This is a genomic window from Streptomyces atriruber, from assembly GCF_001418325.1.
In the GTDB taxonomy this organism is placed as follows: domain Bacteria; phylum Actinomycetota; class Actinomycetes; order Streptomycetales; family Streptomycetaceae; genus Streptomyces; species Streptomyces atriruber.
The window spans coordinates 1-12,526 of sequence record NZ_LIPN01000382.1; the positions used below are offsets into that span (position 1 = coordinate 1).

Annotated in this window: 8 protein-coding genes; 4 read left to right on the plus strand and 4 right to left on the minus strand. The window is 70.3% G+C overall.

All coding sequences use genetic code 11. The features are described from left to right. The 4 genes from AOK03_RS32925 to AOK03_RS32935 form a co-directional block, all read left to right on the plus strand. Positions 1-4,107: DUF6531 domain-containing protein (locus tag AOK03_RS32925; protein ID WP_055569047.1), on the plus strand; the 4,107-nt coding region annotated here is incomplete at its 5' end. Between the two features lie 7 nt (positions 4,108-4,114). Next, positions 4,115-4,672 carry a barstar family protein gene (locus tag AOK03_RS32930; protein ID WP_055569048.1) on the plus strand — a complete coding sequence of 186 codons (558 nt, stop codon included), beginning with the start codon at positions 4,115-4,117 and terminating at the stop codon, positions 4,670-4,672. Further along, entirely contained in the window at positions 4,663-4,785 is a 123-nt protein-coding gene (locus tag AOK03_RS44930; protein WP_279616349.1) for a hypothetical protein, read from the plus strand. Before AOK03_RS32930 ends, AOK03_RS44930 begins: the two co-directional genes overlap by 10 nt. Continuing rightward, a complete protein-coding gene (locus AOK03_RS32935) occupies positions 4,782-5,252 on the plus strand; it encodes a hypothetical protein (protein ID WP_063792629.1) in 471 nt (156 codons plus the stop codon). Before AOK03_RS44930 ends, AOK03_RS32935 begins: the two co-directional genes overlap by 4 nt. 3 nt (positions 5,253-5,255) lie before the next feature. On the opposite strand, the gene AOK03_RS32940 is transcribed toward AOK03_RS32935, so the two are convergent. From AOK03_RS32940 to AOK03_RS32955, 4 genes are all read right to left on the minus strand, one after another. After that, a complete protein-coding gene (locus AOK03_RS32940; RefSeq protein ID WP_055569049.1) occupies positions 5,256-6,875 on the minus strand; it encodes a M4 family metallopeptidase in 1,620 nt (539 codons plus the stop codon). 318 nt (positions 6,876-7,193) lie between these two features. Continuing rightward, positions 7,194-9,266, minus strand: coding sequence for a M4 family metallopeptidase (locus AOK03_RS32945; protein WP_208609642.1), 2,073 nt, complete (start codon positions 9,264-9,266; stop codon positions 7,194-7,196). A 547-nt stretch (positions 9,267-9,813) separates the two neighbouring features. Further along, entirely contained in the window at positions 9,814-10,614 is an 801-nt protein-coding gene (locus AOK03_RS32950) for a PaaI family thioesterase (RefSeq protein WP_055569051.1), read from the minus strand. A 4-nt stretch (positions 10,615-10,618) separates the two neighbouring features. Beyond that, positions 10,619-12,508 carry an ABC transporter ATP-binding protein gene (locus tag AOK03_RS32955; protein ID WP_055569052.1) on the minus strand — a complete coding sequence of 630 codons (1,890 nt, stop codon included), beginning with the start codon at positions 12,506-12,508 and terminating at the stop codon, positions 10,619-10,621. Positions 12,509-12,526 lie beyond the last annotated feature (18 nt).

Consider the following 12,526-nt stretch of genomic DNA (forward strand, 5'->3'; position numbering starts at 1 on the left):
GGCAAGGAAGCCGACAAGTACAAGGACAAGCCCGGCGGCAAGGATGTGCCCAAGCCGGACGAGGACAAGGTCAAGGCCGCCACCCGCAACGCGCACTCCGCGGAGAAGGCGCAGAAGTCCGCCCAGGGTGATGTGGACTCGGCGCAGAGTGCGCTGGACGCGGCGAAGAAGATGGCCGAGGACGCCCGCAAGATGCGGGAGGAGGCCGCCGGGACCGCGAAGCGGAAGATCGACGAGGCGTCGGACGCGGGTATCCAGAACCGCAAGTGGTGGGAGGAGGTCGGGGACTGGGTCTCCGACAACTGGGACACCATCGTCGCGGTCTGCAAGGTCGTCGTCGCCGTGGTCGGGGTCATCGCGATGATCGTGGGCGGGCCGATCCTGGCCGCCATCGTGATCGTGGCGGGGGCGATCGTGCTGGCCGACACATTGAGTAAATACGCGAAAGGCCAAGCCACGTTGATGGATGTGGCGTTCGCCGCGATGGACTGCGTGCCCGGCATGAAGGGCATCACCACCGCCGCCAAACTCGGCAAGGGGCTGAAGGGCCTCAAGGGCGGGCTCAAGGGGTTCAAGTCCGCGCGCACCGCGCTCAAGGACGGCGCGAAGGGCGCGTACAGCCGCGTCAAGAGCAAGATCAAGGGCTGTGGCGACCCGGTGGACGCGGCCACCGGACAGATGTTCCTGGACGAGACCGACGTGTCCCTGCCCGGCACGCTGCCGTTGCTTTTCACTCGCAGGGTCGCCTCGGGGTACCGGTCCGGCGGCTGGTTCGGCCCCACCTGGACGTCCACCCTCGACCAGCGTCTGGAGATCGACGAGGACGGCGTCGTCTTCGTCACCGCGGACGGCATGCTCCTCGCGTACCCGCACCCGGCCGAGCCGGACGTCCCCGTCCTGCCGGAGGCCGGGCCGCACTGGCCCCTGACCCGCCTCGACGGCGGCGGCTACCTCGTCCGCGAGCCGCTCACCGGTCACTGCCGCCGCTTTGCCGAGCCCACCGACGGTGACGGCGTGGCGCTGCTGACCCGGATATCGGACCGCAACCACAACACGGTCGACATCGACCACGACGCCGACGGCACGCCGCTGGCCCTGCGCCATTCCGGCGGCTACCACCTCAAACCGACCGTCGAGGACGACCGCGTCACCGCCCTCTCGTTGGCGGATCCCGCGGGCGGCGACGACCTCGTCATCAAGCGGTACGGCTACACCGACGGCAACCTCACCAGCGTCACCAACTCCTCCGGTCTGCCCTTCCGGTTCACCTATGACGACCGGCTGCGCATCACCTCGTGGGAGGACACCAACAACAGCCGTTACCACTACACCTACGACGACCGGGACCGGTGCGTCGCGCAGCGGGGCATGGCGGGCCACCATGCGTTCACCTTCGCATACGACGTACTCGACCCCACTTGGCCGGGCTGTCGCGTCACGGAGGTCACCACGGGCGAGGGAGCCGTCTCCCGTGTCGTCGTCGATGACGACTGCCTGGTGGTCGCCGAGACCGACCCGCTCGGTGCCACGGTCACCACCACGCACGACTCCCACCAGCACGTCACGGCAACCACGGACCAGCTCGGGCACCGCACGGCCTTCGTGAACAACGATCAGGGGCAGCCCGTCCAGGTGACACGGCCCGACGGAAGCGTCGTGCGCATCGCCTACGACGACCTGCACCTCCCCACGGAACTGGCTCTGCCGGACGGCACCTCCTGGCGGTACACCAACGACGAGCGCGGCAACGTCACGGCCGTGACCGACCCCGTCGGCGCGACCACGCACTTCCTCCGCGGCCCGAACGGCAGCATCGTCGGGGTGCGGGACGCCATCGGCCGCACCCTCGCCTACGAGAACGACGCCGCGGGTCTCCCGGTGGCCCTGACGGACGGCCTGGGCAGCACCACGCGCTACACGTACAGCCCCTTCGGGCGGGTGACCGAGGTGACGGACCCCCTCGGTCACCGCACCCGCCTCGACTGGACCGTCGAGGGCCTGGTCGCCCGGCGCACCGACCCGGACGGAACGTACGAGAGCTGGGAGTACGACGGAGAGGGCAACTGCGTCCGGCACCTCGACGCCCTCGGCCAGGCGAGCACCTTCGAGTACACGCACTTCGACCGGCTGAGCGCGCGTGTCGGACCGGACGGCGAGCGGTACTCCTTCACTCACGATGCCGCCCTCCGACTCACCCAGGTGACCAACCCGCAAGGGTTGACCTGGGACTATTCCTACGACGCGGCGGGACGACTGCTGGCCGAACGCGACTTCGACGGGCGCACCGCCGACTACGCGCACGACGCGGCCGGCCGTCTCTCCGAGAGGACGAACGGGCTCGGTCAGTGGATCCGTTACCACCGGGACCCGCTGGGGCAGATCACGGCCAAGGACGCGGCCGGTGTGGTCACCACCTACACCTACTCGGTGAACGGTTCCCTGACCGGTGCCGTCGCCCCGGACAGCAGCCTGCATGTGGAACTCGACGCGGCAGGCCGCCGCGTCACGGAGACGGTGGACGGCCGGGCCATGCGCTTCGCCTACGACCCCGCGGGCAACCGGACCCTGCGTACCACGCCCTCCGGCACCCGCAGCACCTGGGAGTACGACGCCGCGGGACGCGCCGTCCGTCTCTCCACAGCCGGCCACACCATCGATTTCACCCATGACGCGGCCGACCGCGAGATCCACCGCCACATCGACCGGGCTCTCACCTTCACCCACGGCTACGACAGCCTCGGCAGGCTCGTCACGCAGGAGGGCACGGCCCCCGGGGACCGGCGGCTCATGGAGCGCTCCTACACCTACCGGCCCGACGGCTACCTCATCGGCACCGAGGACTCCCGCACCGGCCGTCGGCACTTCGACCTCGACAGCCAGGGCCGGGTCACCGCGGTGCGGGCGGCGGGGTGGAGCGAGCGTTACGCCTATGACGCCGCGGGCAACCAGACGGAGGCGGAGTGGCCCGCCCGCCATCCCGGCCACGAGGCCACCGGGCCGCGCACGTACGCAGGTACCCGGCTGACCCGGGCGGGAGGCGTGCGTTACGAGCACGATGCCCAGGGGCGTGTGGTCGTGCGCCGCAAGATCCGGCTCTCCCGCAAGCCCGACGTCTGGCGCTACGAGTGGGACGCCGAGGACCGCCTCACCGCGGTCACCACTCCGGACGGCAGCCGCTGGCGTTACACCTACGACCCCTTGGGCAGGCGGACCGCGAAGTTCCGTCTCGGCGCCGACGGGCAGACCGTCCTGGAACGGATCGTCTTCGCCTGGGACGGCAACACGCTCTGCGAAGAGACCACCGAGCAGGGCGACTCGGGCCGCTTCACCACCCTCACCTGGGACCACGACGGGCTGTCGCCGCTGAGCCAGACGGAACGCATCTGGGCCGCCGACGCGCCTCAAGAGGCCATCGACGAGCGCTTCTTCGCCATCGTCACCGACCTGGTCGGCACCCCGACCCAGCTGGTCTCTCCGGACGGCGAGACGGCCTGGTACACCCAGTCCACGCTCTGGGGCACCACGGCCTGGAACCGCGACGCGACCGCCTACACCCCGCTGCGCTTTCCCGGCCAGTACCACGACCCGGAGACGGGCCTCCACTACAACCACCACCGGCACTACGACCCGGAGACCGCGCGCTACACCAGCTCCGACCCGCTCGGCCTGCTCCCCGGGCCGAACCCCGTCGCCTACGTCCACAATCCGCACAGCTGGTCCGACCCGTTGGGCCTCGCGCCCCTGTGCCATCAGCACGGCGGCGACACCGGCAGCCCCGACGGCCTGGGGCTGCTTCCGGGCCCCGCGCCGAAGAAGGCGCAGGATATGCTGGATCAGGTGAACAAGCGGCCCGATGGCATCGGAAAGGTTGACGGATACCACGGCAACCAGAACTGGGCCAACAAGAAGGACGAGCTGCCGGGCGGCAAATTCAAGGAATGGGACGTCAACGCCAAGGTCGATCTGCCAAGGTGCAGCGTGCCGGGTTGCGGAAAGGAGATCAGGGGCCCTGAGCGCCTCCTGACTCCCAAGGACGGTCCCGGTCCCGCGTACTACACGCCGGACCACTACGGAACCTTCTACTACGTCGGCGAACGCACAGGGTGATGCAGTCATGACCGATTTCAACCTCGCGGGCACCTCGGCCCCTTGGGTCGTCTTCGTCCCCAAGGGCTCCGTCGAGGTGCGGCAGCAGCTTGCCGCCCTGGAAGAGCGGGGCGGCCGTGTTCACCACTTCGCCGCGTCCGACCTGGCGACCGAGCAGAGCGTCTACCGGGTATTCGCCGAGACCCTGAAATTCCCCGGTTACTTCGGGCGGAATTGGGATGCCATGGTGGACTGCCTGGACGATTTGTGCGGGGCGGTCACCGGTGGCCAGGTCGGGATCGCGGGCGTCATCACGGGAACGGACGACCGGCTGCTCGAAGCGGAGCATTTCCCCGACTTCGTCTCCGTCCTGTGCCTGGCGGCGGACCGGGCCAATTCCGCGGTGGATCTCGACGGGGACTCGCTGGACCGTCCTGCCATCGCCGAGCATTTCGTTTTCGAGTGCGGTGAGTTCGACCGGGAGATGCAGGAGAGGGTTGTTCGCAGAGTGGAGCAGCCCGACCTGATCGTCACGAGGGGCGAAGGGTTCGTCGGAGCCGCTCTTGACCCCGACGAATGGCACTGAGGTCCGAGCTGGCCGAGTTGCTGGCGGCGGCCGGGATCCTCGACGTGGACGTCGACGAAGCCGTCGCGGACGACCACGCCCGGACGTCCGCTACCTGCGCGTCGTCCCGGTGACCGCTTCCTCGCCGAGCCGCGACCGGGACCGCGCGATCGTGGCCGCGATCCTGCGCGATCCCGATGAGATGGGGGCCAAGACGGCGGTGGTCGCCCTCGTCGACGCGATCACGGGGCAGGCGACCGGCCCTGAAGAGTTCCGGCGGTGGTCGGACGGGCTGTCGCCGGAGATCGACCGGCTGCGGACGGCGGCGTTCCGCGAGTTCGTCCGCCGCCGCATCCATGACCGGCGGTTCCACCTGTCCATCGAGGGCGGTCACGTGCCGACACCCGCGGAGCTGGCGGAGGTCACGGACTGGATGCAGCGCCAACTCGCCGAGTGGTCCGGGCCGTCGGCGGTACGCGCCGTGGTCGCCGGGTCGGCCCGTACCAGGAAGACACGGAACATCGCGGAGAACCGGAAGACGCAGCAGAGCGGCACCCGGAGGGAGGAAGGACCTCCGGGTGCCGCCCCGTTGCTGCGGTGAGTGCTACTTGACGGCGACGCCCGTCCAGGCCGCACCCACGGCCTTGACCTCGGCCGAGTCGGCGCCGTAGAGGTCCGTCGCCGCCTTCAGGGTGCCCTCACGGGCCGCCTTGTAGTCCGTCGTCGTCGTGAACTCCGTCGTCAGGGCCTTGAACCAGATCTTCTCGGCCTTGTCGCGGCCGATGCCCTCGACCTTGGAGCCGTCCGCGGTCGGCGAGTCGTACTTGACGCCGTTGATCTCCTTCGCGCCGCTGCCCTCGGACAGCAGGTAGAAGAAGTGGTTGGCGATGCCCGAGGAGTAGTGGACGTCGACGTTGCCCGCGTCCGCGCTCCAGTTGTCCAGGGACTGGCCGTCCTTGGAGGGCTTGTCCATGTAGCGCAGCGGCGAGCCGTCGCCGTTGATGTCGATCTCTTCGCCGATGAGGTAGTCGCCGATGTCCTCGGGGCTCTTGGCGTTGAACTCGACGGAGGAGCCGAAGATGTCGGAGGTGGCCTCGTTCAGGCCGCCGGACTCTCCGCTGTACTCCATGTTGCCGGTCGCCGAGGTGACGCCGTGCGACATCTCGTGGGCCGCGACGTCGATCGAGGTGAGGGGCTTCTTGTTGCCCTCGCCGTCGCCGTACGTCATGCAGAAGCAGCTGTCGTCCCAGAAGGCGTTGACGTACGAGTCGCCGTAGTGGACGCGTGAGGTCGCGCCCTTGCCATCGCCCTTGATGCCCTCACGGCCGTGGACGGCCTTGTAGTAGTCCCAGGTGACCTGGGCGCCGTAGGCGGCGTCGACACCGGCGGTCTGCGGGTCGTCCGGCTTGCCGTTGCCCCACGTGTCGTCGTCGTCCGTGAAGATCTTGCCTTCGCCCTCGCCGTTCTCCAGGTTGAACGTGGAGTGGCCGCCGCGCGAGTCGTCGGTCAGGTCGAAGCCGTTGGAGCCCTTCTTCGAGCCGATCTCGACCTTGCCGCTGTACTGGCTGTTGCCGGTGGCGTTCTCGATCTCCTGCTTCTCGAAGAGCTTCTTGCCGGTGGCGGCGTCCGTGACGACGCGCAGCCTGCTCGGCGTGCCGTCCTTCTGCATGCCGGTCACGACGGTCTCGTACGCGAGGACCGGCTTGCCCTCGGCGGCCCAGATCACCTTGCGCGGCGACTGCGCGTCGGCCTTGGTGGTCTTGGCCTTGGCGGCGGTCGACTCGGCGGACTTGGCGACCGAGGACTTGCCGAGCTTGGCGTCGGTGGAGGCGACCTTCACGGTGGCCTTGGTGGCCTTCGTGACGCGCTTCACCTTGCCGCTCTTGGCGGTGTGCACGACGAGGTCGCCACCGAGGACGGGCAGGCCGTCGTAGGTGCGCTCGTAGCGGGTGTGCGTGGTGCCGTTGGCGTCCTTGACGACGTCGCGGACGACCAGCTTCTCCTTGGCGCCCAGGCCGATCTTCTCGGCGGTGGCGGCCTTGTCCGCGTCGGCGTCCTGGAGGAGGCCGGCGCGAGCCGTCGAGGAGAGGGCGACCGGCGCGCCGGAGGGCGCGGCGGGCTGTGCGGAGGCGCCGGTGGTCAGTCCGGCGGCCAGCAGCGCTCCTGCGGCGACAGCGGTGGAGATCGCCAGCATCGAACGCTTACGGGATATGTGGGGGGTCACGCAGGCTCCTTCTGTGGGGGGCCCGGACGGTGTGGGTGACTGACCGGGCATGAAAGATGCGGTGCGGGTGTGACTCGTGTGTGGTGCGAGGGAAGAGTGTCATTCGAGCCAGGTACATGTCATCACCTGATCGCAGGTTGGCTGGAAATCGTCCGTTGAGCGAGTGTCGAAGTACGCAATGCGAACAGGACGTGAATTCGTCCGGGCATGAACGAGCGCGCCGCCCCGGGGAGTTGACTCACCCGGGGCGGCGCCGTCTGTCACCGCCCTCGTGGACGAGGGCGGGCCGTGCTCGGAGTCCGGCAAGGACGTCCGGGTTTACGGGAAGGTGACCTTCCAGCTGTTGATGTAACCCGTGTCCTGCCTGGCCACGTCCTGAACGCGCAGCTTCCAGGTGCCGTTGGCCACCTCGGAGGAGGCGTTGACCGTGTAGGTCTCCTTGACGTTGTCCGCCGAGTCGGAGGCGCTGGCCGCCTTCAGCGGGTAGACCGTCCCGTCGGGGGCGAGCAGGTCGACCTTCAGGTCACCGCGCCAGGTGTGCACGATGTCGACGCCGACCTTCAGCGTGCTCGGCGCGTTTCCGGTGCGTCCGGTGACGTTGACCGAGGAGGTCACCGCGGCGCCGGCGTCCGGAATGCTGACGTCGGTGGTGTTCTCGAAGGACGTGCCGGGGGGCTCCTCGCCACCGGGACGGCTGCCGACGTTCACGGCCGCCCAGGCGTGGGCGACGGCCTTGTACTCGGTGCTGGTGGTGCCGTACAGCTCACCGGCCGCCGCGAGCGTCCCGGTGCGGGCCGCCGCGTAGTTGGTGGTCGTGGTGAACTTCGTGGTGAGCGCCTTGAACCAGATCAGCGACGCCTTGTCCCGGCCGATGCCGGTCACCGGCAGACCGTCGGAGGTCGGCGAGTCGTACTGGACGCCGTTGATCTCCTTCTTGCCGCTGCCCTCGCTCAGCAGGTAGTAGAAGTGGTTGGCGACACCGGACGAGTAGTGCACGTCGATGTTGCCGATGCCCGAGTACCAGGCGTCCTTGGACGCGCCGTCCTTGGAGGGCTTGTCCATGTAGCGCAGCGGGCTGCCGTCGCCGTTGATGTCGATCTTCTCGCCGACGAGGTAGTCGCCCTTGTCCTGCGCGTTGTTGGCGTTGAACTCCACGGCCGCGGCGAAGATGTCGGAGGTGGCCTCGTTCAGGCCGCCGGACTCGCCGCTGTAGGTCATGTTGCCGGTCGCCGCGGTGACGCCGTGCGTCATCTCGTGGGCCGCCACGTCGATGGACGTCAGCGGCTTGGCGTTGCCCGAGCCGTCGCCGTACGTCATGCAGAAGCAGGAGTCCTGCCAGAAGGCGTTGACGTAGTTGTTGCCGTAGTGGACCCGGGAGTACGCGCCGACCCCGTCGCCGCGGATGCCGCTGCGGCCGTGCACGTTCTTGTAGTAGTCCCAGGTGAGCTGCGCGCCGTAGGCGGCGTCCGCGCCCGCGGTCTCCGCGTTGGAGGCCTGCCCGTTGCCCCAGATGTCGTCGGGACCGGAGAAGAGCGTGCCGGTACCCGAGGAGCCGTGGTTCAGGTTGTACGTCTTGTGGTTGCCACGGCCCGAGTCGGTCAGGTTGTACGTGGAGCCCGACTGGACGGAGCCGACGGTCACCTGGCCGCTGTACTGCGTGTTGCCGGTGCCGTTCTCGACGCCCTGCCACTGGAAGAGCTTCTTGCCGGTGGCGGCGTCCGTGATGACGTGCAGCTCGTTCGGGGTGCCGTCGTGCTGCAGTCCGCCGACCACGGTCTCGTACGCGAGGGTCGGCTTGCCCTGGGCCATCCACACGACCTTGCGCGGCGCCCGGTCCGCGTCGGTCTTCTTCGAACCCTCGGCCTTAGCGGCGCCGAGTGCCTGCTTCTCGGCGGCCGACGCCTTGATGTCCGCGCTCGTGTCGACGCCCTTGAGCTGCGCCTTGGCGGCCTTGGTGACGCTCTCGGTCTTGCCGCTCTTGGCGGTGTCGACCACCAGGTCGCCGCCGAGGACGGGCAGGCCGTCGTAGGTGCGCTCGTAGCGGGTGTGGACCGTGCCGTCACGGTCCTTCGTGACGTCGCGGACGACGAGCTTCTCCTTGGCGCCGAGGCCCAGGTCCTCCGCGGTGTCCGCCTTGGTGGCGTTGGCGTCGCGGATGAGCTCCGCGCGCTGGGCGGGGGAGAGCTTGGCGGCGAGCGCGCCGGGGTCGACCTTGCCGAGCTTCTGGGCCGTCGCGGGCGCCTTGGCGGCCGGGTCGTCGGCCGCGGCGGGACCGGCCTGAACGGCGACGGCCAGCAGGGCGGCGACGGCGGAGAGCGCACCGGCGGCGGTCGCACGAGTGCGGACCGAACGTGTGCGGGGGGTGTGTCTGTGGGAGGTGTTTCTCAACACGGACTCCTTCTGCGCGGCCGCGGGGGTGCGCGGCCAGAGCTACCGGGCGGCTGGATCGCCGTCCGGGCAGAGCAAGGCGGAACGCAGAACTGGGCGGTGCACAACGGGTATTGCGTGAAGAGAAACCGTCGCGTTGTTGAAAGCCGTGCGGCGGTCGAGGGGAAGAGTGGCACCGGAGAGCACCTGTTGTCAGGTGCGCATCAGTAGTTGGCCGGAATCAGTCCGTTGGCCGGTGGCGCGCGTTCGGTATCCGGAGTCGCGGCGGGGTGCCTGCGGCGGAGCGCCCCCGGGCCCTGCGGAGCCCGGACGTGTGGGGGTCACGCTCTCATGGAGAGGGCGTGCGGAGCCATGTTCGAAGGTGGTCCGTGAGGCCGTGATCGGCCGTGCGTGGCTGTATTTCGCCGGTGGTTCAGTTCTGTGGCGGATGGGGTGATTGGTGTCGATTGGGGTCGGAGCGGCGGGTGTGCACGCCGAGGTCACCCCCGGCGCGTGCCGAGGCCACCCCGGCGCCCGTGCGCCCGAGGCCACCCCGGCGCCCGTCCCGAGGTCAGCCCCGGCGCCCGCGCTCCTGCCGCGGATCGATCCACAACGCCTCGCCCAGGGCGCACAGTCGGCCGTGCGCCGTCGACACCGCCACGCCCATCGTGTGCTTGCGGCCCGCCGAGGAGATCGGCCAGGCGTACGTGATGTGCTCCTCGCCCGTCGCCACGGGGCGCAGCAGGGTCGCCGTGAGCGACGCCGTGACCGCGCCCGGCCGCAGGCTCCCCACGTGCACGCCCGCCCAGGCCGTCGGGCAGTCGAGGACCGCCCAGAGCAGCTCCTCCCGCAGCGTCCCCCGCGCGTCCGCGAACGCGGGATGCGCGGTCCACGCCGTCGCCACCACGTCGCGGCCGGGCACCCGCATGCAGTGCTGGCGCAGGCCCCGGCCCGGCGGGCGCGGCCCGCAGCCGAAGCAGTCGACCACGGCCCCGCCCTCGGCGAGCCCCGTCAGCCCGGAGGCGAGGAACGCCTCGGTCGCCGCCGCGGCCTGCTCCCATGACGGCGCGTCCGGCACGCCGGACACGGGCAGGTCGGGCGCGGGCGTCGCCGTCGCGAGCACGGTGCCCTGCCCATCGGTCAACTGGGCCCCGCCGCCCGCCACGTCTCCGAGCCCGACGGGGGAGTCCACCGGGGTCGCGGCCCGGAAGTCCACCCGGACCGTGCCGGCCGCCGCGCGCCCGGCGAGCACCCCGGCGACGTACCCGCCGAAGGCCACGCCCGGGTACCCCTGATGGCTCGCGGGCACGGTGAGCACGTCAAGGGCTCCGCCCGGGTCCGGCTCGATGTCTGTGCGCGTGTCGTCGCTCATGCCGTCAGCTCACCACACTGTCCCGCCAGGCCCGGTGGAGGTCCGCGAACGCGCCGGTGCCCGCGATGAGTTCGTCGGGGCTGCCGTCCTCCACGATCCGGCCGTGCTCCATGACCAGGACCCGGTCGGCGATCTCGACGGTGGAGAGGCGGTGGGCGATCACCACGGCCGTGCGGCCGCGCAGCACCGTGTGCATCGCGCGCTGCACCGCCCGTTCGCCGGGGATGTCCAGCGAGCTGGTCGCCTCGTCGAGGATCAGCACCGCGGGGTCGGCGAGGAGCGCCCGCGCGAAGGCCACCAGCTGACGCTGGCCCGCGGAGATCCGGCCGCCCCGCTTGCGTACGTCCGTGTCGTACCCGTCGGGCAGCTGCATGATGAAGTCATGGGCGCCGATGGCCTCGGCGGCGCGCTCGATCTCCTCGCGGGAGGCACCCGGGCGGCCGATCGCGATGTTCTCCGCGACGGTCCCGGAGAACAGGAACGCCTCCTGCGTCACCATGACGACCCCGCGCCGCAGCTCGGCGAGGGCGAGGGTTCGCAGGTCGACGCCGTCGAGGAGGACGCCGCCCTCCGTCGGATCGTAGAAACGGGCGAGCAGCTTCGCCAGCGTCGACTTGCCCGCGCCCGTGGAGCCCACCACGGCGACGGTCTGCCCGGCGGGCAGCGTGAGGTCGAAGCGGGGCAGGACCTCGCCACCGGTGCGGTAGGCGAACCGCACCCCCTCGAACCGCACTTCGCGACCCGGGTGGTCGCTCTCCAGGGCGGGCAGCGGGCGCGCGGCGGAGGCGTCCGGCTCGGGCACGGTCGGGGTCTGGGCGAGCAGCCCCGCGACCTTCTCCAGGGACGCGGCCGCCGACTGGTAGGAGTTGAGGAACATGCCGAGCCGGTCGATCGGGTCGTACAGCCGCCGCAGGTACAGCACGGCGGCGGCGAGCACGCCGAGCGCGAGGCCGCCGTCGGCGACCCGGTGGGCGCCCCACAGCACGATGGTGGCCACCGCGGTGTTGGCGACGAGCCGCGAGCCGACGACATAGCGGGCCATCTCCAGCATCGCGTCGCCGTTGGTCCGCTCGTGCCGGTGGTTGAGCACCCCGAACTCGGCGTCGTTGGCCCGCTCCCTGCGGAAGGCCCGCACCGGCCGGATGCCGTTCATGGTCTCCGCGAACTTCACGATGACGGCGGCGATGGCGGTCGACCGGTTGCGGAACATCACTCCGGCGCGCCGCTGGTAGAGGCGGATGAGGAGGTACAGCGGGACGAAGGAGGCGACCGCCACCGCGCCCAGCCCCAGGTCGAGCCAGAGCAGCATCGCCGAGATGTAGACGAAGGACAGGATGACCGTGAGGAGTTCCTGCAGTCCTTCGCTGAGCAGCTCGCGCAGCGACTCGACGTCGGTGGTGGAGCGGGAGATGAGGCGGCCCGAGGTGTACCGCTCGTGGAAGTCGACGCTGAGCGCCTGCGCGTGCCGGAAGATGCGGCCGCGCAGATCGAGCAGCACGTCCTGGTTGACGCGTGCGGAGGCGATGATGAACGCGTACTGGAGCCCGCCGGACGCGGCCGCGCAGCACAGGTAGCCGACGCCGATGGCGATCAGCGGGCCGTAGTCGTCGGCGCGCACGGCGGGGACGCCGCGGTCGATGGCGTACGCGACGAGCAGCGGCCCCGCCTGCACGACGGCCTGCTGCAGGAGCAGCAGCACGGCGGCGAGCGCGACGCGGCGGCGCAGCGGTGAGAGCAGCGAGAGCAGCAGGGTGCGGGTGGCGCCGGGCGGCGCGGGCAGCTCGTCCCGGTCGAAGGGGTCGTCCGGCTTGCCGGACGACCCGGGGAGATCCGGTTCGTCGTCGTCCCCGTCGGGGCCGAAGGGTTTCTCCCGTACGGATGCGGACACGGTCATCGGGCGGCCTCCTCGGTG

What these genes read in the sequence shown, in the direction of transcription:
- AOK03_RS32930 (WP_055569048.1), top strand. Translation starts at nt 4,115, where the DNA reads ATGACCGATTTCAACCTCGCGGGCACCTCGGCCCCTTGGGTCGTCTTC.
- AOK03_RS32955 (WP_055569052.1), bottom strand. Translation starts at nt 12,508, where the DNA reads ATGACCGTGTCCGCATCCGTACGGGAGAAACCCTTCGGCCCCGACGGG.
- AOK03_RS32950 (WP_055569051.1), bottom strand. Translation starts at nt 10,614, where the DNA reads ATGAGCGACGACACGCGCACAGACATCGAGCCGGACCCGGGCGGAGCC.
- AOK03_RS44930 (WP_279616349.1), top strand. Translation starts at nt 4,663, where the DNA reads ATGGCACTGAGGTCCGAGCTGGCCGAGTTGCTGGCGGCGGCCGGGATC.